Annotated in this window: 24 protein-coding genes; 6 read left to right on the top strand and 18 right to left on the bottom strand. The window is 65.0% G+C overall.

Annotated features, from left to right (window positions below; all coding sequences use genetic code 11):
- Nucleotides 1-15 precede the first annotated feature (15 nt).
- The 3 genes from ACMV8A_RS03040 to ACMV8A_RS03030 all read right to left on the bottom strand — a co-directional run bounded on the left by ACMV8A_RS03040 (nt 16) and on the right by ACMV8A_RS03030 (nt 3,241).
- Complete coding sequence (locus ACMV8A_RS03040; protein WP_495324253.1) at nt 16-429, bottom strand: oxidoreductase; 414 nt, start codon at nt 427-429, stop codon at nt 16-18.
- 169 nt (nt 430-598) lie between these two features.
- Nucleotides 599-1,528, bottom strand: a complete 930-nt coding sequence (locus ACMV8A_RS03035; RefSeq protein ID WP_495324252.1) for an adenylate/guanylate cyclase domain-containing protein — start codon at nt 1,526-1,528, stop codon at nt 599-601.
- 66 nt (nt 1,529-1,594) lie between these two features.
- Entirely contained in the window at nt 1,595-3,241 is a 1,647-nt protein-coding gene (locus ACMV8A_RS03030; RefSeq protein ID WP_495324251.1) for a GspE/PulE family protein, read from the bottom strand.
- Nucleotides 3,242-3,365: 124 nt separating this feature from the next.
- Between ACMV8A_RS03030 and ACMV8A_RS03025 the strand changes: the two genes are divergently transcribed.
- Nucleotides 3,366-3,857 (top strand): hypothetical protein, encoded by a 492-nt coding sequence (locus ACMV8A_RS03025; RefSeq protein WP_495324250.1) that lies wholly within the window; start codon nt 3,366-3,368, stop codon nt 3,855-3,857.
- On the opposite strand, the gene ACMV8A_RS03020 is transcribed toward ACMV8A_RS03025, so the two are convergent.
- From ACMV8A_RS03020 to ACMV8A_RS02950, 15 genes are all read right to left on the bottom strand, one after another.
- A complete protein-coding gene (locus tag ACMV8A_RS03020) occupies nt 3,851-4,291 on the bottom strand; it encodes a copper chaperone PCu(A)C (protein WP_495324249.1) in 441 nt (146 codons plus the stop codon). The genes ACMV8A_RS03025 and ACMV8A_RS03020 overlap by 7 nt on opposite strands.
- A 134-nt stretch (nt 4,292-4,425) precedes the next feature.
- Complete coding sequence (gene nifJ, locus ACMV8A_RS03015; RefSeq protein WP_495324248.1) at nt 4,426-8,007, bottom strand: pyruvate:ferredoxin (flavodoxin) oxidoreductase; 3,582 nt, start codon at nt 8,005-8,007, stop codon at nt 4,426-4,428.
- Nucleotides 8,008-8,124: 117 nt separating this feature from the next.
- Nucleotides 8,125-9,774 (bottom strand): NAD(P)-binding protein, encoded by a 1,650-nt coding sequence (locus ACMV8A_RS03010; RefSeq protein ID WP_495324247.1) that lies wholly within the window; start codon nt 9,772-9,774, stop codon nt 8,125-8,127.
- Between the two features lie 150 nt (nt 9,775-9,924).
- Complete coding sequence (locus ACMV8A_RS03005; protein ID WP_495324246.1) at nt 9,925-10,668, bottom strand: spermidine synthase; 744 nt, start codon at nt 10,666-10,668, stop codon at nt 9,925-9,927.
- Nucleotides 10,669-10,679: 11 nt separating this feature from the next.
- The gene (locus tag ACMV8A_RS03000) at nt 10,680-11,207 is read right to left on the bottom strand and encodes a hypothetical protein (protein ID WP_495324245.1); all 528 of its coding nucleotides are present in this window, start codon (nt 11,205-11,207) and stop codon (nt 10,680-10,682) included.
- 23 nt (nt 11,208-11,230) lie between these two features.
- On the bottom strand, nt 11,231-12,289 hold the full coding sequence (gene hisC, locus ACMV8A_RS02995; protein WP_495324244.1) for a histidinol-phosphate transaminase: 1,059 nt from the start codon (nt 12,287-12,289) through the stop codon (nt 11,231-11,233).
- Between the two features lie 12 nt (nt 12,290-12,301).
- Complete coding sequence (gene hisD / locus ACMV8A_RS02990; RefSeq protein ID WP_495324243.1) at nt 12,302-13,600, bottom strand: histidinol dehydrogenase; 1,299 nt, start codon at nt 13,598-13,600, stop codon at nt 12,302-12,304.
- Between the two features lie 95 nt (nt 13,601-13,695).
- Nucleotides 13,696-14,337: an ATP phosphoribosyltransferase gene (gene hisG / locus ACMV8A_RS02985; protein WP_495324242.1), complete on the bottom strand. Its 642-nt coding sequence runs from the start codon at nt 14,335-14,337 to the stop codon at nt 13,696-13,698.
- A complete protein-coding gene (gene murA, locus ACMV8A_RS02980; RefSeq protein ID WP_495324241.1) occupies nt 14,334-15,644 on the bottom strand; it encodes a UDP-N-acetylglucosamine 1-carboxyvinyltransferase in 1,311 nt (436 codons plus the stop codon). The genes hisG and murA overlap by 4 nt, the downstream gene beginning before the upstream one ends.
- Before the next feature lie 51 nt (nt 15,645-15,695).
- Complete coding sequence (locus ACMV8A_RS02975; protein WP_495324240.1) at nt 15,696-15,953, bottom strand: BolA family protein; 258 nt, start codon at nt 15,951-15,953, stop codon at nt 15,696-15,698.
- 80 nt (nt 15,954-16,033) lie between these two features.
- Nucleotides 16,034-16,339 carry an STAS domain-containing protein gene (locus tag ACMV8A_RS02970; RefSeq protein ID WP_495324239.1) on the bottom strand — a complete coding sequence of 102 codons (306 nt, stop codon included), beginning with the start codon at nt 16,337-16,339 and terminating at the stop codon, nt 16,034-16,036.
- Nucleotides 16,336-16,806 (bottom strand): outer membrane lipid asymmetry maintenance protein MlaD, encoded by a 471-nt coding sequence (mlaD, locus tag ACMV8A_RS02965; protein ID WP_495324238.1) that lies wholly within the window; start codon nt 16,804-16,806, stop codon nt 16,336-16,338. Before mlaD ends, ACMV8A_RS02970 begins: the two co-directional genes overlap by 4 nt.
- Entirely contained in the window at nt 16,806-17,588 is a 783-nt protein-coding gene (gene mlaE / locus ACMV8A_RS02960; protein ID WP_495324237.1) for a lipid asymmetry maintenance ABC transporter permease subunit MlaE, read from the bottom strand. Before mlaE ends, mlaD begins: the two co-directional genes overlap by 1 nt.
- Entirely contained in the window at nt 17,588-18,412 is an 825-nt protein-coding gene (locus ACMV8A_RS02955; protein WP_495324236.1) for an ABC transporter ATP-binding protein, read from the bottom strand. Before ACMV8A_RS02955 ends, mlaE begins: the two co-directional genes overlap by 1 nt.
- 80 nt (nt 18,413-18,492) lie before the next feature.
- The gene (locus tag ACMV8A_RS02950) at nt 18,493-18,936 is read right to left on the bottom strand and encodes a DUF72 domain-containing protein (protein ID WP_495324235.1); all 444 of its coding nucleotides are present in this window, start codon (nt 18,934-18,936) and stop codon (nt 18,493-18,495) included.
- Nucleotides 18,937-19,040: 104 nt separating this feature from the next.
- On the opposite strand from ACMV8A_RS02950, the gene ACMV8A_RS02945 reads away from it, so the two are divergent.
- The 5 genes from ACMV8A_RS02945 to ACMV8A_RS02925 all read left to right on the top strand — a co-directional run bounded on the left by ACMV8A_RS02945 (nt 19,041) and on the right by ACMV8A_RS02925 (nt 22,347).
- Nucleotides 19,041-19,226, top strand: coding sequence for a hypothetical protein (locus tag ACMV8A_RS02945; protein ID WP_495324234.1), 186 nt, complete (start codon nt 19,041-19,043; stop codon nt 19,224-19,226).
- An 86-nt stretch (nt 19,227-19,312) separates the two neighbouring features.
- Nucleotides 19,313-20,062, top strand: coding sequence for an MlaA family lipoprotein (locus ACMV8A_RS02940; RefSeq protein ID WP_495324233.1), 750 nt, complete (start codon nt 19,313-19,315; stop codon nt 20,060-20,062).
- Nucleotides 20,063-20,158: 96 nt separating this feature from the next.
- Entirely contained in the window at nt 20,159-21,151 is a 993-nt protein-coding gene (locus ACMV8A_RS02935) for a calcium/sodium antiporter (protein ID WP_495324232.1), read from the top strand.
- A gap of 11 nt (nt 21,152-21,162) precedes the next feature.
- On the top strand, nt 21,163-21,360 hold the full coding sequence (locus tag ACMV8A_RS02930) for a heavy-metal-associated domain-containing protein (protein ID WP_495324231.1): 198 nt from the start codon (nt 21,163-21,165) through the stop codon (nt 21,358-21,360).
- The gene (locus ACMV8A_RS02925; protein WP_495324230.1) at nt 21,361-22,347 is read left to right on the top strand and encodes a KpsF/GutQ family sugar-phosphate isomerase; all 987 of its coding nucleotides are present in this window, start codon (nt 21,361-21,363) and stop codon (nt 22,345-22,347) included. It abuts the gene before it with no gap.
- Nucleotides 22,348-22,387 lie beyond the last annotated feature (40 nt).

Here is a 22,387-nt window from a genome sequence, read left to right as displayed (position 1 = left end):
TCCCTGTACCAACCTCTAGGTGGCGGCCTTGAGCAGGCCGTCGATCAGTTCACTGCGCTCGCCGCGTGTCAGCTTGAGCAATTCATCATGGGCGACATCTCGGCGCAAACCCCGTCGCTCCAACACATCCAACATGCGGTTAAAGGTAGCACGCCGCCGCTGGCCGTCATTCGTCTCATCGCGCCGCGAACGGCAAAAATCCATCAATGTCGAGCCGCACACACAATTGCGGAACAACTCCACTACCGGCTTATCATCATCGTCCAGCGCCGACTTGAGTCCGCTGCGGCCTCCGGCAGGGACCGTCAACGCAAGGAACTGCGCCAGATTCTCGTAGGTGCGGCCACAGTTGGGGCAGATTTTGGGAAAGGCGCCGGCACTCAACTCCTGCAGCCCCGCAAACAGCCCATTGTCCGCGTCCTCTCCCATGTACGGGCTCTCCGGCACAGCCATGCTTCCTGTGACCACGCCTATGGCGCAAAGGTGCCGCAATGTTACCCGAAAAGGGACAGGGCTAGAACCCACGCCCCGCGGGCCGGGCGCAGGGAGTGGGCAAAGTCTGGAGATGAATGAATGTCTGAATTCCCGCCTGCAGCCATCAGGAGCTCGCTCCCTCCTGCACGATCTTCTCCACCAGGGCAAAGTCGAGACAGAACAGCCGCACCGGCTCCTTCTTGCCCTTGAGCCGCAGGGTCTGTTCGGCGCCGGCCCAGTGATGCTGCGGCAGGTGGCGATAGGAGCTTTCGCTGAGGGCGATGTCACGCCCCAGCCCCTTGGTCGCACTCTCCAGGCGAAAGGCGGTATTCACCGTATCGCCCAGGGCGGTGTTGTCGGCGCCGATGCCGAGGGAGGCCATGCCGGTATTGATGCCGGCGCCGATACGCAGCGGCCGCGGCAGTTCGGGAAAGGCGAGCTTGAGCCGGGCGGTGGTTTCGGCGATCTGCCAGGCGGTGCGCAGGGCCGTCATCACATTGTCCGGCGCCTTGTCATTGTCCCAGCGCACGAACACGCAGTCGCCGATGAATTTGTCGATGGTGCCGCCGCTGGCGTGAATGATGTCGCTGACATCCTGGAACCACTTGCTCATCAGTCGCGACAGGGTCTGGATGGAGACCTGCTCCGACAGGCCGGTGTAATCGCGGATGTCGGCCACCAGCACCGTGATCTCCTTGATCACCGGGCTGTGGAAGATGACCGTCTGCTGAAAGGAGATGGAGTCGTTGAAGCGGGCCGGCTGGATCCCCTGCTCGAACACGAACTCGGTCAGACCGATGGCGATGCGATCGCCGTTGCGCAAGCGCGTCGGCGCGGACACCCGCCCGCCGTTGACCGAGGTACCGTTGGAACTGCCGCTATCGATGACGTAGTAGTCACCGCGGCCGAGCCGGCGCACCATGGCGTGGTTGCGCGAGACCAACAGGTCGGTGAGGACGATATGGTTGTTCTTGTCGCGGCCGATGGTCAGGGCGCTGCCACACGGCACCCGCTCCGGCTGGTTGTCCCGCATGTAGGTCAGATAGGCCGACATCGGCGCGTCCCGATCCCTGATGAGTAGTTGTAAGCCACGCCCAGAACCCTACCTCCCGGGGGGCAACTAGGCAAATACCCGACGAATCTCCTCCAGCGAGGTAACGCCCTGCAACAGCTTGGCCAGGGCATCCTCGCGGATGGAGGTTGCACCTTGTTGACGCAGCAGGTTGCCGGTCTCCAGGGCAATGCGCCCCTTATCGAGCAACTCGCGCAGTTCCTCGTTCACCTCCAGCAGCTCGGCCACGGCGATGCGCCCGCGATAGCCGCTATCGCGGCAGTGCTCGCAGCCGACGGCTTCGTATATCGTCACGTCCCCCGCTGCCTCCGCCTCGCCCAAACCCTCCGCCGCCAGCTGCGCCCAGCTCAACGTCACCGGCCTCTTGCAGTTGTCGCACAGGCGCCGCACCAGCCGCTGGTACAGTACCACCAGCAGGGTGGCCGACAGCATGTAGGATTTGACGCCGAAATCCATCAGCCTGGCAATGGCCCCCTGGGCGTCATTGGCGGTCATGGTGGACAGGATCAGGTGACCCGACAGGGCACTGCGCGCCACCGCCAGGGCAGTCTCCTGGTTGCGCACCTCGCCGAGCAGGATGATGTCGGCATCCTGCCGTACCAGATGCTGCAGCGAATCAGCAAAGGTGTAACCCGCCGCCTCGTTGACGGCAGTCTGTTGTACCAGGGAGAGCTGGTATTCGATGGGATCCTCCACCGAAACCACGTTGCGCTGCAGGATATTGCTGCGCCGCAGCATGGAATACAGCGTGGTGGTCTTGCCGCTGCCGCTCGGCCCCACGGTCAGGATGATGCCGGACTGCTTGCGCAGGCAGCGCTCCAGCACAGCCACCTGAGCTGCCTCGAAGCCCAGACGTTCCAGACGGTGCAGCGCCTCGGTCTTGGGCAACAGACGCAATACCATGTTCTCGCCAAAGGAGGTGGGAATGATGGCCACGCGGATGTCGTAGCCGGCACGCAGGTAATGGAAGGCGAAGCCACCGTCCTGCGGCACGCGCTGCCGCGTGATGTCCATGTCGCTCAGCACCTTGACGCGCGAAATGACGTTGCGATGGATGCGCGCGGGAAAGGCGAAATAGTGGTGCAGCACGCCATCGACGCGGTAGAACACATGGGAGGCGAGCGCCTGCGGCCGGATATGGATATCGGTGGCGCGGTCCTTGATGGCGTTCTGGATCAGCAGATCGAGAAAAGTCTCGATGTCGATGTCGCGCTCGTTGGCGGCCTCGTCCACCAGGCTGGCGATACGGTTTTCGAGGGGGTTCTCCAGCTCGAAGTAATACAGCTCCACCGACTGGGCGATGAGCGCCTTGTCGCTGATGGCAAAGGCAATCTCCAGACCGGAAGTCTCGGCCAGCAATTCCGCCAGCTCGGTGTTGGCCGGGTCGTGGGTCACCACTGTCAGCACGCCGCGCTTGATGCGCAGCGGCAGCACCGTATGCGCCAGCGCCAGATCCTTGGGGATGGCCTGCAAGGCCTTCTTCTGCGGCACGCTGATGCCCAGATCGATGTAAGGCAGCTTGTGCTGTGCCGCCACGGCATGGGCGATTTCATCGGCGGTGACGAAGTCCAGCCCCACCAGGATTTCACCCAGATAGCCGGGGCGCGCCTTCTGGGTATGCAACGCCACTTCCAGCTGCTCCGCCGTAACGTGCCCCGTGGCCAGCAGCAATTCACCCAGAGGACTGTTTTTCATGGCATCACCCCGCGCAGGTCGATGCCAACATCATGACGCAGCCGCCGGGTCCACGCCAGCCCGTGCCCACCCCCGCCGATTTCTTGTATGCTTGGCCGAAGGTCCGTCAGGAAAGGAGATAGCGATGCCCCAGCACGCCGCCAGCGACAATACCGAATTTCAGAAGCTGATCCGCTGCCATATGGTCGGCCCCAAGGGCGATCAGGGTGTGCGCTTCGTGGCGCTGGAGCACTTCTCCCTGTGGGAACACATGATGCGTACCCGCCACGGCCTGGAATGCCGCGACTACTCGGTGGGTCTATGGATTCCAGCCGACGAATTCGAACGCAAGGCCCACATCTACAGCCACAGCGGCGCGGTGGAAGCGGTGGGGCGCTTCAACTTCTCCATTTTCGATCCCACCTACCACTACACCTACACCGCGTCCCGCTTCGTGCCGGATAGCGATGCGGAGCACTTCCGCAAGGCCATATTGGCCCACATCCCGGAAGACGTCCGCCTCAGCAGTCGCTTCGATCTGGAGGCCGTCCCCGGCTACTGCATCGAAAAGGAAAACGTGACCAACCGCAACAGCCTGGTGCTGGGCCTGTACCACGGTCTGCACGACATTTATTGATGCAACGTGCGCCGATCGCGCACGGTAAACTCCACGGTCAGGGCGGAGCCGTCACGGAAGGTCAGGGTAATGGGAATGCGCGCACCCGCCGTCATGCCACGACTCTTGTACAGCATCAGGTGATAGCCGGTCTCATTGCTGAACACCAGGCTGCCGCGGGGGGGAATTTCCAATTCCGGCTGCAGCACCATGCGCGCCATATCGTTCACTACCACCGACTGGTGAATCTCGATGTCGCCGGCGTTGGGACTGAAGGCGCCAATCAAGTATTTGGGCGTATCACCATCGTTGTGCAGCACCATCCAGCCCGCCGTCACCGAGATCATCGGCGGTATCTCGGGTATCCATGCCTCTTCCACGCGCAGCTGCTCCGCCTGCTGCCCGGAACATGCGAACAGCAACAGTGAAATGACAAACAGCAGGATTGTGCGCATGGCGATTCGTTCTCCGGCGTAAGGCGCCGGTCCATTGTGCCGCAACGTCGGTGCAGGGGAAAGCGGGCAAAAAAATAGCGTCATCCATCACGCAGCGACACGGCAAAAACAAGGGGGCTTGCGCCCCCTTGTTGTCACTGACTCACCGGCTGGAACTCCGACGGATCCTGCTTGGCCATGTGCTCATAAGTCTGCCAGCGCAGGTCCAGTGATTCCTGCGCCAGCTTCATCAGCCGCTTAGCCGCATCGGGATTGCTCTTCTGCAACAGCTTGTAGCGCTGCTCGTTGTAGGCAAAGTCCTCCAGCTTGAGCGTCGGCCGTGTCGAGTCGAGGATGAACGGCTTCTTGCCGGCGGCACGCAGCTGCGGGTTGTAGCGCAGCAGCGGCCAGTAACCGGAATCCACCGCCTTCACCTGTTGCGACAGGCCGTCGCGCAGATCGATGCCGTGGGCGATGCAGGGGCTGTAGGCGAGGATGATCGACGGCCCCGGATAGGCCTCCGCCTCGCGCATGGCCTGCAGCGTCTGCTGCGGGTTGGCACCCATGGCGACGCGCGCCACGTAGACATTGCCGTAGGAGATGGCCTGCAGCGCCAGATCCTTCTTGGTCACCGCCTTGCCAGCAGCGGCGAACTTCGCTGTCGCCGCGATGGGGGTGGACTTGGAGGCCTGGCCGCCGGTGTTGGAATACACCTCGGTATCCAGCACCAGCACGTTGATGTTGCGGCCTGAGGCCAGCGCGTGATCGAGACCGGAGGAGCCGATGTCGTAGGCCCAGCCGTCACCACCCACCAGCCACACCGAGCGGCGCACCAGATGATCAGCCACGGTGAGCAGCGACTTGGCGCGCGGGTCGTCGATCTCGCGCAGGCGCTGCTTCAGCTCCTGCACGCGTTGGCGCTGGCGGCTCATCTGCGCGCCGATCTCCTGACTGGTGTCCATCAGCGAGTCGATGAACTCCTGGTCGAAGTAATCGGTCATCTGCGAGAGCAGATCCTTGGCCAACGCGGTGTGCTGATCCGCCGCCACACGCATGCCGAGGCCGAATTCGGCGTTGTCCTCGAACAGCGAGTTGGACCAGGCCGGGCCACGGCCGTCCTTGTTCACCGACCAGGGCGTGGCCGGCAGGTTGCCGCCGTAGATGGACGAGCAGCCGGTGGCATTGGCTACCAGCAGACGCGGGCCGAACAACTGGGTGAGCAGGCGCACATAGGGCGTCTCGCCGCAGCCGGCGCAGGCGCCGGAGAACTCGAACAGCGGTTCGAGGAACTGCGCGCCGCGCACCGAGGCGAAGTTGACCGTGGAGCGGCGGTTGACCGGGATGGTGTCGAAGAACTCGACGTTCCTGCGACCATCCTCCAGCAACGGCGCCTTTTCCGTCATATTGATGGCCTTGCGCGAGGCATCGTTCTGATCGAAGGCCGGACAGGCCTCCACGCACAGGCCGCAGCCGGTGCAATCTTCCAGATAGATTTGCAGCGTATAGCGCGTCTCCGGGAAGCCGCGTGCGGTAACCGGCGCCGACTCGAAGCTGGCCGGTGCGTTCTGTAGCGTGTCCTCGTGATAGAAACGGGCGCGAATGACGCTGTGCGGGCAGACAAAGGAGCAATTGCCGCACTGGATGCACACGCCCGGCTCCCACTTGGGAATGAAGTCGGCGATGTTGCGCTTCTCCCAGCGCGCCGAACCGCTCGGGTAAGTGCCGTCCACCGGGATCATCGACACCGGCAGCGCATCGCCGTGGCCGGCCAGCATCGGCGCGGTCACCTCCTGCACGAACTTCGGCGCCAGCGGTGAAACCACCGGTTTCATGGCGCTGTGCGACGTCACCCGGCCCGGCACCTCGACCTGGTGCAGGTGATCCAGCGCCGCGTCCACCGCCTTGAAGTTGAGCTGCACAACCTCCGCGCCCTTGCGCGCGTAGGTCTTCTCGATGGCCTTCTTGATCTTGGCGATGGCCTCGTCACGCGGCAGCACACCGGACAGGGCGAAGAAACAGGTCTGCATGATGGTGTTGATACGCCGCCCCATGCCGGCATTGCGCGCCACCGTCGTCGCATCAATGACGTAGAACTTGAGCTGCTTGTCGATGATGGTCTGCTGCACCGGCATCGGCAGCGTATCCCACACCGCCTCCGGCCCTACCGGGCTGTTGAGCAGGAATACCGCACCCTTGGCCGCATTGTTGAGCATCTCCACCTGGTTGATGAAGTTGGTCTTGTGGCAGGCGATGAAATTGGCCGAGGTGATGAGGTACGGCGCGCGGATCAGGTCGGGACCGAAGCGCAAATGCGAGGTAGTCTGCGAACCGGCCTTCTTGGAATCATAGACGAAGTAACCCTGACAGTAGAGGTCGGTGGACTCGCCGATGATCTTGATGGAGTTCTTGTTGGCCGACACGGTGCCGTCGGAGCCAAGACCGAAGAACATGGCGCGGGTGACATTGGCCGGCTCGATGTCGAAGGACTCGTCGTAATCGATGGAGGTGTGGCTGACGTCGTCGTTGATGCCGATGGTGAAATGATTCTTCGGGGTCTTTCCCGCCAGATTGTCGAATACCCCCTTGACCATGGCCGGGGTGAATTCCTTGGACGACAGGCCATAGCGGCCGCCAATGATCTTCGGCATGAACGCCAGCTGATCGTTGCCGTAGGCCTCGGCCAGACCGGTGACCACATCCTGATACAGCGGCTCGCCGGCGCTGCCCGGTTCCTTGGTGCGATCCAGCACGGCGATGCGCTGGCAGCTTTTGGGCAGCGCGGCGATCAGGTGTTCGGTGCTGAACGGACGGAACAGGCGCACGGTGATCACACCCAGCTTGCGGCCTTCGGCGTTGAGGCGCTTGATGGTTTCCTCCACCGTCTGCGCACCCGACCCCATAATGATGATGACGTCGGTTGCGTCGGCGGCGCCGAAATAATCGAACAGGTGGTACTGCCGGCCGGTGAGACTGGCCAGCTGATCCATGGTCTCCTGCACGATTTGCGGCACCCGGGCATAGTACGGATTGGCGCTCTCGCGGCCCTGGAAGTACACATCTGGATTCTGCGCCGTGCCGCGAATGAAGGGATTGTCGGGATTGAGGGCGCGGCGACGGTGCTCCCACACCAGCTCGTCGTTGATCATCGCCTTGATCTGACCATCGGGGATCAGACTGATCTTGTTGATTTCGTGCGAGGTGCGGAAGCCGTCGAAGAAGTTGATGAACGGCACACGTGCCTTGAGGGTGGCGGCATGGGCGATGAGCGCCGCATCGTGCGCCTCCTGCACCGAGCACGAGGCCAGCATGGCCCAGCCGGTCATGCGCGCCGCCATCACGTCCTGATGATCGCCGAAGATGGACAGCGCCTGCGCGGCGATGGAACGTGCCGCCACATGGAACACCGTCGAGGTCAGCTCGCCGGCAATCTTGAACATGTTGGGCAGCATCAGCAGCAGACCCTGGGAGGCGGTGAAGGTGGTGGTCAATGCACCGGTCTGCAGCGCGCCGTGCGCCGTGCCGGCGGCGCCGCCCTCGCTCTGCATCTCGATCACCTGCGGCACCTGGCCCCAGATGTTCTTGATGCCCTGGGTCGCCCACAGGTCGGACAGCTCGGACATATCCGACGACGGGGTAATGGGATAGATGGAGCAGATTTCACTCACGCGGTAGGCCACGTGGGCGACGGCGTGGCCGCCATCGACGGTCACCTTCTTGGCAGTATTCTGTTCGCTCATATTCTTGCGGATCATCCTAAAAAACTGGTGTGGACCGTAGGATGGGTGGAGCACAGCGCAACCCATCCGCCGGGCATGATGGGTTGCGCTACGCTACACCCATCCTACATTCACTCATCACGCCACGCGGCTGCCGTTGCTGGCCGTTTCGGGAATCATCTCGATGGCGTGGCACGGGCACTGTTCGGCGCAGGTGCCGCAGCCGGTGCAGCGGGCATAGTCGTAGCGGTACTTCTTGCCCGGTCCCAGCTTGATGATGGCGTCCTCGGGACAGGAGCCGTAGCAACCGTCGCACTCGAAGCAGTTGCCGCAGGACAGGCAGCGCTTGGCCTCGTACACCGCATCATGTTCGCTGATACCTTTGAGGATCTCCTCGAAACCGCCGAGGCGCTGCGCCAGCGGCAGATGCGGCTGTTCCACCTGCGGCGCCTGGGTGCGGTACCACAGCTGCAACTGCTCGTGCTTGACAATGGGGTGCTTGGGATGCGGGCGGTAGGTCTCGCCGCGCAGCCAGGCATCGATGTGACGCGCGGCCTTCTTGCCATGACCGGTGGCGATGGTCACCGAGCGCTCTGACGGCACCATATCGCCGCCGGCGAAGATGCCCTCGGCGCCGGTCATCATGGCGGAATTGACGATCACCGTGCCGTCGGCCTTGAACTCGATACCGGGGATGCGGCCCAAAAAGCCGGTGTCGGTCTCCTGGCCCACGGCAAGGATCAGCGAGTCGGCCTCCAGCTTCTCGAAGCGGCCGGTGGGACGCGGGCGGCCCTTGTCGTCCAGCTCCATCACTTCCACCTCGATGGTGGAGCCGTCGATTTCTTTGATCGAGCGCAACCAGTTGAACTTGACACCCTCTTCCAGCGCCTCGTCGGCCTCGAAGTCGTGGGCGGCCATGTTGGCGCGGTCGCGGCGATAGATGATCATCGCCTCGTCCACGCCCATGCGCTTGGCCACGCGGGCGGCGTCCATCGCCGTGTTGCCGCCGCCGTAGATGGCGACGCGACGGCCGAGGGTGACCTTCTCGCCCTGCTCCACGCTCTTGAGGAAGCTCACCGCATCCATCATGCCGCGCGCATCGCGCGCCGGGATGTCGATCTTCTTGGAGATGTGCGCGCCCACGGCGACGAACACCGCATCGAAGTTACCGGCGGTCTTCTCGCCCAGCACGTCGTCGACGCGGTAGTTCAAACGAATCTTCACGCCCATGTCCACCACTCGCTGGATCTCCTGTTCCAGTTCCTTGCGCGGCATGCGGTAGGCCGGGATGCCGAAGTGGATCATGCCGCCGGCCACCGGGCCGGCCTCGTAGACCTCCACGGTGTGGCCGAGACGGGTCAGGTGGTAGGCCGCCGACAGGCCGCTGGGGCCACCGCCGATGACCAGCACGCGCTTGCCGCCCGGGCGCGGGGTGTACTTCGGTTTCCAGCCCTGTTCCATCGCCAGGTCGCCGAGGAAACGCTCGACCGCGTGAATGCTCACTTCCTGGTCGGTGTAGGCACGGTTGCAGGAGGTTTCGCAGGGGTGATAGCAGACGCGGCCATGGATGGCCGGGAACGGGTTGTTTTCGATCAGCGTCTGCCAGGCCTCCTCGTAGCGGCCGGCCTGGGCCAGTGCCAACCAGGCCTGGATGTCTTCACCGGCGGGGCAGGCGTTGTTGCAGGGCGGCAGGAAATCCATGTAGACGGGGCGACGCGAACGGGCGGCGCCGGTGCCCTTGCCGAAGCGATCGGGGTCCAGGCGCGCGGTCATATCCTTGGAATTCATGGGAATTTCTATATCTCTCAATCAGTTAGATAAAACAAAGAGGGGAAACCGCAAAAATGGCGGGCATTGTACCTGACTCATCAAAAATCCAATACTGAGTATTGAAAAATACAATACTTGCTTCACAAACCCGGTGCGGAGACTCCGCTGCTAGAGGCGGCGGATACGATAGTTGAGACGGCAGCTGCGCCGGGCGGGGTCGAGCGCCGGCCAGGCCGCCAGCTGCGCGCGCAGCCGGGCGGTGGGAACCTCCCGGCGCAAGAAGGCGCCCACCGCGTTGTGGTACTGCGGGGCGGTAAGGCGGAAGGCGGCAGGGTAGCGGGCGTGCAGCCCTGCGTCAGTAAACCAGGCGCACGCCTGCAACTCCGTGGCGGCGGGAAAATTGAACACCAGCATCCCGTCCGGGGCGAGCAGCTTGCCCAGCTGGCGGAACCAGCGCCCGTCCGCCGCCACCGACCGCTGCGGTTCGCCGTCGGCATGACCGAACAGGTCGTCGATGATCAGATCGAAGGGTTCGCCCCGGTAATCGCGCACCCAGCACAGCGCATCCGCCTGGTGCAGGGTGACGTTGGCCGCCGCCACGCCGAAAAAGCGTCGCGCCACGTCCAGATGGATCGGATTGAGCTCCACGCCGACGATGGCCTGTGGGGCAAGGAAATGGTTGAGCTGGCGGATCACCGCGCCGCCGCCCACCCCCAGCATCAGCACCCGCTGCACCGCCTGCGGTGCGAAGAACGCCGGCAGCATCAGCAGGTCCCACAGGCTGCCGCTCACCGGCTGGCGCGGGTTGTACTGGCTGTGAAAGACGCCGTTGGTATAGAGGCGGATGGAATGGCCCGCCGTACGCACCTCGTAGCGCGTGGCGCCGTCCTGTCTGAACCAGAGCAGGGCCAAAGGCCGGCGCCTCAGAACAGCGCCTTGACCCGCTCCCACAGGGCGGTGAAGTGGGCCACCGCCTCCGGGTCGGCCTGCTCCGGTGTCCACAGGTAGCTGCCGATGCCGAGCTGGGCCAGGACATATTCGCCGAGGGCGAGCTGGCCGATGGCGGTCTGGCCGGTGGCCAGCTGGCCGATACCGAACCAGCCACCGAGGGCGAGCTGGCCGACGGCATACAGCCCGCTGCACGCCTGCCCCAGACCGAACAGAATGCCGAAACCGGCCTGACCCACGGCGCACAGGCCGAACGCGGCCTGGCCGACGGCCAGGCCGCCCACCGCCACCCGTCCTACGGCGATCACCCCGCGAGCGGTCTTGCGGCTACCGGTCTGCGGATTGATACCGCGGGTGTAGTGCAGCAGCGGCCAGCCGAGGAATTCGGCGTGGGAGGTGAATTCGGCGTAGTAGCGCCCCTGCTCCGACAGGTGGCTGCGCCAGGTGCCCCAGGCGGTCTTTGCGATCTTGTATTCGACGGGTTGCAGCAACAGGTTCTTCATGCCGATGCCCTCCACGTCGGATGTCAGGCCAGGATTTCGCGCAACGCCGCCACCAGCGCAGCGTTCTGTTCCGGCGTGCCGATGGTGATGCGCAGGTGCTGGTCGATGCGCGGCAGGCGGAAGTGGCGCACGATGATGCCGCGGGTGCGCAGCGCTGCCGCCAGTTCCGCCGCATCGCGCGCCGGATGGGTGGCGAAGATGAAGTTGGCCGCCGACGGCGGCATGGAAAAGCCGAGTTGTTCCAGCTCGCGGCACAGCGCGGCACGGCTGTCCATCACCGCCCGGCGCGTGCGCTCGAAGTGCTCGCGGTCCTCCATCGCCGCCACACCGCCGACCAGGGCAAGCCTGTCCAGCGGATAGGAGTTGAAGCTGTCCTTCACCCGCTCCAGCGCCTGGATGAGCTCCGGGTGGCCGAGGGCGAAGCCGACGCGCAGGCCGGCCAGGGAGCGCGATTTCGACAACGTCTGCACCACCAGCAGGTTGGGATATCTGTCCACCAGCGCCACGGCGCTGTCGCCACCGAAATCCACATAGGCCTCGTCCACCACCACCACCGAATCGGTGTTGCGCGCCAACAGCCATTCGATCTCCGCCAGCGGCAACAGGCGGCCGGTAGGGGCGTTGGGATTGGCGAAGATGATGCCGGCGTTGGGACGCAGGTAATCGGTCACGCGCAGCTCGAACGCGTCGGAGAGCGGCAGTGTCTGATACTCGATGCCATACAACCCGCAGTACACCGGATAGAAGCTGTAGGTGATGTCGGGAAACAGCAGCGGCGCCGGATGCTGGAACAGGCCGAGAAACACATGGGCCAGCACCTCGTCGGAGCCGTTGCCGACGAACACCTGCGCAGTGGTAAGGCCGTAGTAGTCGGCCACCGCCTGGCGCAGCGCCATGCCGGTGGGATCGGGATACAGGCGCAGGCCGTCGTTCACCGCGGCACTGATCGCCGCCAGGGCGCGCGGCGACGGCCCGTAGGGATTTTCGTTGGTGTTGAGCTTGACCAGATTCTGCATCTTGGGCTGCTCGCCCGGCACGTAGGGCGACAGCCGGTGCACCAGCGGACTCCAGTAGCGGCTCATGCGCGGCTCCGATTAGGGCTTGATGCGGAATTCGGCGGAACGGGCGTGGGCGGTGAGGCCCTCGCCGCGCGCCAACACCGAGGCCACCTTGCCCAGCTCGGAGGCACCGTCCGGCGAGCACATGATGAGCGAGGAGCGCTTCTGGAAGTCGTACACGCCGAGCGGCGAGGAGAAGCGCGCGGTGCGCGAGGTGGGCAGCACGTGGTTGGGGCCGGCGCAGTAGTCGCCCACCGCCTCGGCAGTGTGGCGGCCCATGAAGATGGCGCCGGCGTGCTTGATCTTCTGCGCCATCGCCTGCGGCTCGGCCACCGACAGCTCCAGGTGCTCCGGCGCGATGTGGTTGGCCACGGCCACCGCCTCGTCCAGGTCGCGTACCTTGATCAGGGCGCCACGGCCATACAGCGAGTTGCGGATGATGTCGGCGCGCTCCATGGTGGGCAGCAGGCGCGCAATGCTGTCCTGTACCGCATCGAGGAAGGCGGCATCGGGACAGAGCAGGATGGACTGCGCGTCCTCGTCGTGCTCGGCCTGGGAGAACAGGTCCATGGCGATCCAGTCCGGCTCGGTCTGGCCGTCGCAGACGATGAGGATCTCGGAGGGGCCGGCGATCATGTCGATGCCGACGCTGCCGAACACCATGCCCTTGGCGGTGGCGACATAGATATTGCCGGGGCCGACGATCTTGTCCACCTGCGGCACGCTCTCGGTACCGTAGGCCAGCGCGGCCACCGCCTGCGCACCACCGATGGCGAACACGCGATCCACCCCGGCCACCGCCGCAGCGGCAAATACCAGTTCATTGATGATGCCGTCCGGCGTCGGCACCACCATGATCAGTTCCTCCACCCCGGCCACCTTGGCGGGAATGGCATTCATCAGCACGGAAGACGGATAAGCGGCCTTGCCGCCCGGCACGTACAGGCCGACGCGATCCAGCGGCGTCACCTGCTGACCCAGCAGCGTGCCATCGGCCTCGGTGTAACTCCAGGAATCCACCTTCTGATGTTCGTGATAGGCGCGCACCCGCGCCGCCGACTGCTCCAGCGCCTGGCGCTGCTCGGGACTGATGCGGCCCAGGGCCTCTTCCAGCCGCGCGCGCGGGATCTCCAGCTCGGCCATGTTCTTGGCCTGCATGCGATCGAAGCGGTTGGTGTATTCCAGCACCGCCGCATCGCCACGCTGCTTCACCGCCTGCAGGATCTCGCGCACCACGGCGTTGACCTGGTCATCGGACACGCCTTCCCAGGCCAGCAACTGCTCCAGCGCGTTCCAGAAATCCGGGGTAGTGGTATCGAGTCGTTTGATGGTCATTCGAGTTTTCCAGCAATCACAGAAAGATATCTAACCACGGAGAACACGGAGTGCGGAAAACTGGCTTCTACTCCGTGTTCTCCGTGGTTCCAGCGTTACGCTTTGCCGCGCTGCTCCACAGCCTCGTTCATGCGGTCGATAAAGGCCTTGACCCGCGCGTGCTTCATCTTCATCGCCGCCTTGTTCACCACCAGGCGCGAGCTGATGTCCATGATGTGCTCCAGCGGCTCCAGGCCGTTGGCCTTCAGGGTGTTGCCGGTCTCCACCAGATCGACGATGCAGTCGGCCAGGCCCACCAGCGGCGCCAGCTCCATGGAGCCGTACAGCTTGATCAGGTCCACCTGGCGGCCCTGGGCGGCGTAGTAATTCTTGGTGATGGTGAGGTACTTGGTGGCGACACGCAGACGGCGTGCCGGCGCGATGCCGGGCTTGCCGGCCACCATCAGGCGGCAGCGGGCGATCTGCAGATCGAGCGGTTCATACAATCCCTCGCCGCCATGCTCCAGCAGCACATCCTTGCCGGTGACACCGAGGTCGGCGGCGCCGTATTCGACGAAGGTGGGCACGTCGGCGGCGCGGATGATCACCAGCTTCACGTCGTCCTGGTTGGTGTCGAGGATCAGCTTGCGGCTGGTCTCCGGGTCGTCCTTGGGCACGATGCCGGCGTGGGCCAGCAGCGGCAGGGTGTCCTTGAAGATGCGTCCCTTGGACAGGGCGATAGTCAGCGTTTCGCTCATGGCATTACGTCGCGCAACAGGCTGCCGGCGCGGCTACGCTGGAAGCTTTTGTCCGGCAGGCGCTGGATGCGCGCACCGAGCTGCTGCAGCTTCTCCTCGATGCACTCATAGCCGCGATCGATGTGGTAGATACGGTCGACGATGGTATCGCCCTGCGCCACCAGCCCGGCCAGCACCAGGCTGGCGGAGGCGCGCAGATCGGTGGCCATCACCGGCGCCGCGGTGAGCCTGTCCACGCCGGTGGTGATGGCGGTGTTGCCTTCCAGACGGATGTTGGCGCCCATGCGCTGCAATTCCTGCACGTGCATGAAACGGTTTTCGAACACTGTCTCGGTGATGGTGCCGGCACCCTCGGCGATGGCATTGAGCGCAGTGAACTGCGCCTGCATGTCGGTGGGGAAGGCCGGATAGGGTGCGGTATGCACGCTCACCGCCTTGGGGCGGCGGCCCTGCATGTCCAGGCTGATCCAGTCGTCGCCGGTTTCGATCTCGGCGCCGGCCTCGCGCAGCTTGGACAACACCGCATCGAGCAGGCCCGGCCGGGTATCCTTCAGCTTGACCTTGCCGCCGGTGATCGCCGCCGCCACCAGATAGGTACCGGTCTCGATGCGATCCGGCATCACGTCATAGCGGCCGCCATGCAGGCTGTCGACGCCCTCGATGGTGATGGTGTCGGTGCCGGCACCATGCACCTTGCCGCCCATCATGTTGATGCAGTTGGCCAGGTCCACCACCTCCGGCTCGCGCGCGGCGTTCTCGATCACCGTGGTGCCCTGGGCCAGGGCTGCGGCCATCATCAGGTTCTCGGTGCCGGTGACGGTGACCAGGTCCATCACCAGTTTGGCGCCCTTGAGACGCTGGGCCCTGGCCTTGATGTAACCATTTTCCACCGAGATATCGGCGCCCATGCGCTGCAGCCCGGTGATGTGCAGGTTGACCGGGCGCGAACCGATGGCGCAGCCACCAGGCAGGGACACTTCGGCATGGCCGAAGCGCGCCACCAGCGGCCCCAGCACCAGGATCGAGGCGCGCATGGTCTTCACCAGCTCGTAGGGGGCGACGAAGGACTTGATGGTGGAGCTGTCCACCTCGGTGTTGAGCCTTTCATCCACCGTCAGGTGCACGCCCATCTGGCCGAGCAACTCCATGGTGGTGGTAATGTCGTGCAGGTGCGGCACGTTGCCCACGGTGAGCGGGGTGTCGGCCAGCAGCGTAGAGGCCAGGATCGGCAGCGCGGCGTTCTTGGCGCCGGAGATGCGGATCTCACCGCTGAGTCGGGTGCCGCCGCTAATGATCAGTTTATCCATGTACTGGCTCTGGCCCGCCGGATGCGCGGACCGTTAGGTGTGATGAACAAGTTAGAAGGAGACCTTCAGCTTGCGCTGGGTTTCCCACTCCTGCGGCGTGTAGGCCTTGATGGACAGGGCATGGATGGCGCCGCTGGTGATGCGATCGCCCAGGGTGCCGTAGACCAGCTGCTGTTCCTTGACCATGGACAGGCCGTCGAAGGCGGCGCTGATGACGGTGGCGTCGAAATGGCTGCCGTCGCCGGTCACGATGGCCTCGCAGCCGGGGATGCCGGCCTCGATGAGCCGTTTGATTTCGCTCGGTTCCATGGGGACTCCCAACACTGCCGGAAAAACAAGGGGAGGAATGATACCCCCTGAACCGCGAATTTGTAAGCTGGAATGGCCCGTCAGGCCGGGGCCAGCGGCAGGAGGTCGGTCAGACCGGAGGCGGCGGCGATGGCCTGCATCTGCGCCGGGACGGCCTGGAACTGCAGCTCGCGCCCGGCCCCGCGCGCCAGGCGCAGCCACTCGATGAGCAGGGCCAGTCCGGCGCTGTCGGCACGGCCGACGCCGGACAGGTCGACGCGCAGGGCGCCGCTGCCGGCGCTGAACAGGGGCCGGCTGGCCGCCAGCAGGGCGGTCACCGTGGCGAAGGTCAGGTCACCCTCCACCCGCAGGCCGTCGGCCGTGGTCTCGACCCGGGGCGCGCTCACTGCTTGCCGCTCTCCGCCTTGTCGAACAGGAACTTGCCGATCATCTGCTCCAGCACCAGGGTGGACTGGGTGAGCTTGATCTCGCCGCCGTCCTTGAGCACATCCATGTCGCCGCCGGGCTCCAGACCGACGTACTTCTCTCCCACCAGACCGGAGGTGAGCACCGCCGCCGAGGTATCCACCGGCAGCTGGTTATAGCTGGCGCCGATGCGCATGGACACCACCGCCTGGAAGGTCTGCGGGTCGAAATCGATGGCGGTGACACGGCCGATGCGCACTCCCGCCATGGTGACCGGCGAGCGCACCTTGAGGCCGGAGATATTCTCGAACCGGGCGGTGATGGTATAGCCCTTATCGTCGCCCACCACGGTGAGGTTGCTCACCTGCATCGCCAGCATGAACAGCGCGGCCAGACCCGCCGCCACGAACACACCGACCCAAATCTCCAACGTTTTCACCTGCATCATCAGTCCACTCCGAACATCAGGGCCGTCAACACGAAATCCAGTCCCAGCACCGCCAGCGAGGAATGCACCACGGTGCGCGTCGTCGCCCGGCTCACCCCTTCCGAGGTGGGCACGGCATCATATCCCTCGAACACGGCGATCCAGGTCACCACCAGGCCGAATACCAGGCTCTTGATCATGCCGTTCATCACATCGTCGTCGAAATCCACCATCGACTGCATCTGCGACCAGTAACTGCCCTCATCCACGCCGAGCAGGCCGACGCCGACGAAATAACCGCCGTAGACGCCGACGATGCTGAAGATCGCCGCCAGCAGAGGCATGGCGATGAAGCCGCCGAGAAAACGCGGCGCCAGCACCCGCTTCACCGGATCCACCGCCATCATCTCCATGCCGGACAGCTGCTCGGTGGCCTTCATCAGGCCGATCTCGGCGGTGAGGGCGGAACCGGCGCGGCCGGCGAACAGCAGCGCCGTCACCACCGGACCCAGCTCGCGCACCAGGGTCAGGGCGATCACCGGTCCCAGCGAGGCCTCGGCGCCGAAGTTGACCAGGGTGTTGTAGAGTTGCAGGCCCAGCACCATGCCGACGAAGGTGCCGGACACCACGATGATCAGCAGCGACAGCACGCCGATGGCGTACACCTGCTGCACCACCAGCAGCGGGCGCAGCGCCAGCCCCGGCACACCGCGCAGCAGCGCCAGCAGCAGCAGGTGGCCACGCCCCAGCCGTTCGAAAAAGCTCAGACCCTGATGGCCCAGTTGCGCCAGCCAGTTCAGCATCAAACCCTCCCCTCGCGCCCGGCCAGCAGGTCGTCCGCATAGGGCGCGGCGCGGTAATGGAACGGCACCGGTCCATCGGGCAGGCCCTGCAGGAACTGCTGCGCCCAGTCGGAGCTGGAGCGGCCCAGTTCCGCCGGCGTGCCGTGCGCCACCACCTTGCCGCCAGACAACAGATAGATGTAGTCGGAGATCGCCGCCGTCTCCTGCACGTCGTGGGAGACGATGATCGAGCTCAGGCCCAGGGCGTTGTTGAGGGAGCGGATCAGCTTCACCAGCACGCCCATGGAGATGGGGTCCTGCCCGGTGAACGGCTCGTCGTACATGATCATCATCGGGTCCAGGGCGATGGCGCGGGCCAGGGCGACGCGGCGCGCCATGCCGCCGGACAGCTCATTGGCCATCAGGCCGCGCGCCCCGCGCAGGCCCACCGCCTCCAGCTTCATCAGCACCAGGTCGCGGATCATCGGCTCCGGCAGGTCGGTATGCTCGCGCAGCGGGAAGGCGACGTTTTCATAGACGTTGAGATCGGTGAGCAGGGCCCCGGACTGGAACAGCATGCCCATGCGCTTGCGCAGGTCATACAGCGCATGGTGGCTGAGGCGGTGCACATCCTCGCCATCGACGGTGATGGTGCCGGCATCGGGGCGCAGCTGGCCGCCGATGAGCTTGAGCAGGGTGGTCTTGCCGGTGCCGCTCGGCCCCATGATGGCGGTCACCTGGCCGCGGCGAATGTCGAGATCGACGCCGTCGAAGATGGGGCGGTTGCCGCGCGCAAAACACAGCCCGCGGATCTGGACCAGCGGTGAATTAGGGTCTTCGGCCATATAAACAAAAGGCCCCACAGGGGCCGTGACTCTCCTTGAGAAGGCAGCAGTGTCCGCGAGATGCCGGGTTCAGTCAACCGCTAGCGGCCCAGCAGTTGCGCCAGGGTCTGCGCCGTGCGCAAGGCCTCCAGCGACGGCGGCTCCCCCGCGACGAGCAACACGCCGTTGGCCGGTACGCCTTCGATGAAGGCGCGCAGGGCACGGGCATCGCCCCCGCCCTCCCAGCGCGCCACCGTCAAACCGCCCTCCCCCGCCAGGCCGCAAAAGCGCGCGCCGAGGGCTTGCAGCAACATGGCCGGAGGCGGCGCCACCGCCGCCTCCAGCAGAAAACAAAATACTTCCGGCACGTCCACCGCCCACTGCGCGGCCGTCGCCGCATCGGCCCGCTGCCATTGTGCCGCCGGCACCACCACGGCACTGAATTCATTGGCGTAATAGGCCAGGCGCCACTCGGGCGGCAGATCCTCGGGATAGTAAGAGCCGCACCAGCCGGTATGGTCCCATCCGTAAGCAGCGATCAACATAGTTTTGCGTTTCGAGTTTTCCGTTTCGGCCGCCAGTATAGCCTTGTGCGTGCCGCATCTCCCCGCCGCTTGCAACTTCCCACCCGACACCTGAAACTGCCGCCATGGGTGAAGTCATCAAATTCAAGCGTCCCTCTCCGGCCAAGAAGCACAAGGGCAAGACCCTGTGCAAGAGCGGCTTCCACCGTTGGGAGGTGCAGTCGGACCAGCCCTTCGACGTCAAACTGGGGCGGCTGGTGACCTTGTATCGTTGCAGCCGCTGCGGCGCGACGAAGACGGAAGCGAAATAATGGTTTCGAGTTTCGAGTTCCGGGGAAAATGAGGTAAGGTGCCGCCCACGCGATACCTTATGCAACCCGAAACGCATACCCCCACCGTGAAACCGCATCTACTCCTTTCCCTGCTCCTGCTGTTGAGCCTCAGCGGCTGCGCCACCGTTCCCGGCGAACGCGACCCGCGCGACCCGTGGGAGGGTTTCAACCGCGGCGTGTACGAGTTCAACAGTGACTTCGACAAGGCCATCTTCAAGCCGGTGGCCGAGGGCTACGTGAATGTGGTGCCGCAGACGGCGCGCACCGGCGTATCCAACTTCTTCAGCAATCTGGGCGACGTGGTGGTGCTGGCCAACGACCTGCTGCAGTTCAAGTTCCGCCAGGCGGCATCGGATTTTTCGCGTCTGGTGTGGAACAGCACCGTGGGCCTGGCCGGCCTCATCGACGTCGCCACCCCCATGGGCCTGCCCAAGCATGACGAGGACTTTGGCCAGACCCTGGGCCACTGGGGCGTCGGCTCCGGCCCCTATCTGGTGCTGCCCTTCCTCGGCCCCAGCTCGCTGCGCGACGGCACCGGCCGGCTGGTGGACTACCGCCAGTTCGACCTCATCGGCGAGATCGACGACGACGCCACCCGCTATGGTGTCATCGGCCTGTACGCGGTGAACACCCGCGCCAACCTGCTGCGCACCACCCGCCTGCTGGAACAGGGCGCCCTCGACCCCTATCTGTTCATGCGCGAATCCTATTTACAGATGCGTGAAAACCAGGTCTACGACGGCAACCCGCCGGCGCCTGAATTCGATTTCGACGATCTGGACGACCTGCCACCGGACGAGCCGAAGGCGCAGTAGCGCTCCCGCCTGGCCCGGTCGGGCCACAACCCCGCGTATCTCGTCCCCATCCGGTTGTGGCAGAATGCCCGCCTTCCATCCCTCGAATCGACAACCATGCTCTGGACCTCTTTTTTCGCCATTCTCGGCGGCTTCGTGCTGCTGGTGTGGGGTGCCGACCGCTTCGTCACCGGCGCCGCCGCCACCGCCCGCAATCTGGGGGTCTCGCCCCTGATCATCGGCCTGACCATCGTCGGCTTCGGCACCTCGGCGCCGGAGATGCTGGTCTCGGCCATGGCGGCCTGGGCCGGCAACCCCGGCATCGCCATCGGCAACGCCATCGGCTCCAACATCACCAATGTCGGCCTGGTGCTGGGTATAACCGCCCTGATCACGCCGCTGGCGGTCAAATCGGAGACCCTGCGCCGCGAATTCCCCATTCTGTTCGCCGTCACCACCCTGGCCCTGATCCTGCTGCTGGACGGCGAGCTGAGCCGGCTGGACGGCGTGATCCTGCTGGGCGGCTTCGGCCTGATGGTCTATTGGCTGGTGGGCCTGGGCCTGCGCGAGCGCGCCTGCGACCCGGCGGTGCAGGCCTGCGACCCGATGCAGGAGGAGTTCGCCGAGGAAATCCCCACCGACATGACCATGGGCCGCGCCCTGTTCTGGGTGGCCCTGGGCCTCGTGGTGCTGCTGCTCAGCTCACGCCTCTTGGTGTGGGGCGCGGTCAACGTGGCCCACTATTTCGAGGTTCCCGACCTCATCATCGGTCTGACCATCGTCGCCATCGGCACCAGCCTGCCGGAACTGGCCGCCTCCGTCACCGGCGCCCTCAAGGGGGAACACGACATTGCCATCGGCAACGTGTTGGGCTCCAATATGTTCAACCTGCTGGCAGTGCTGGGCCTGCCGGGGCTGATCCACCCGCTGGCGACACCCGCGGGCGTGATGGAGCGCGACTTCCCCATCATGTTCGGCTTCACCGTGCTGCTGTTCGCCTTCGCCTACGGCTTCCGCGGCCAGGGCCGCATCAACCGGCCAGAGGGCGGTATCCTGCTCGTCCTGTTCATCGCCTACCTGGGCCTGCTGTATTACGCCAGCGTCCAATAAGGAGTGAGTGCATGCAGACCGAGGAATTCACCGTCAAAAACGTCAAGTGCGGTGGCTGTGTCGCCACCATCCACAACGGCCTCAAGGAACTGCCCGGCGTCAGTGCCGTGGAGGTCACCCTGGCGGGGCAGGTAACGGTGCGGGGCGAGCAGCTGGATCGTGCCGTTCTGACGGCCAAGCTGGCCGCACTCGGCTATCCGGTGGCTTGAATGACGCGCCCCGCCGACGACGACAAACTGCAGCAACTGGGCCGTGCAGTCCTCGACACGGAGGCCCGGGCGGTGGCGGCGCTGGCCGGGCGCATCGACGCCGGCTTCGCCCGCGCCTGCCGCCACATGCTGGCCTGCGAAGGGCGCATCGTGGTCACCGGCATGGGCAAGTCCGGCCACATCGGCGCCAAGATCGCTGCCACCCTGGCCAGCACCGGCTCGCCGGCCTTCTTCGTCCACCCCGGCGAGGCCAGTCACGGCGACCTCGGCATGATCACCGCCAAGGACGTGGTGCTGGCCCTGTCCAACTCGGGCGAGACCGAGGAACTGCTCACCATCCTGCCGCTGATCAAACGCCTCGGCATCGCCCTCGTCACCCTCACCGGCAACCCGCGCTCGCGCCTGGCCAAGGCCGCCGACGTCAATCTGGATGTGAGCGTGGAACGCGAGGCCTGCCCGCTGGGTCTGGCCCCCACCGCCAGCACCACCGCCACCCTGGCCATGGGCGATGCCCTGGCCGTCGCCCTGCTGGAGGCGCGCGGCTTCACCGCCGAGGACTTCGCCCTGTCCCACCCGGCGGGCAGCCTGGGGCGGCGCCTGCTGCTGCGCATCGAGGACATCATGCACACCGGCGAGAGCATTCCCCGTATCGGTGAGGGCGCCCCGCTGCGCGACGCCCTGCTGGAAATGACACGCAAGGGCCTGGGCATGACCTCGGTGGTGGACGATGCCGGCCGCGTCATCGGCATCTTCACCGACGGCGACCTGCGCCGCCTGCTCGACCACGGCGAGGTGTCCATCGCCACCCTGGGCGTCGCCCAGGTGATGTCGCGCGGCTGCACCACTATCCGCGCCGACCTGCTCGCCGCCGAGGCCTTGCGCATCATGGACGAAAAGCGCATCAACGCCCTGCCGGTGGTGGATGCCGACGGCGTGCTGTGCGGCGCCATCAACATGCATGACCTGCTGCGGGCAGGCGTGGTGTGAAGACAACATACGTTCCAACAACACGGCCAAGTCAGAAGAC

Source organism: Sulfurivermis sp., assembly GCF_059410345.1.
The sequence above is the reverse complement of the archived record's forward strand: the minus strand, read 5'-3'. Positions and strand labels throughout refer to the sequence as shown.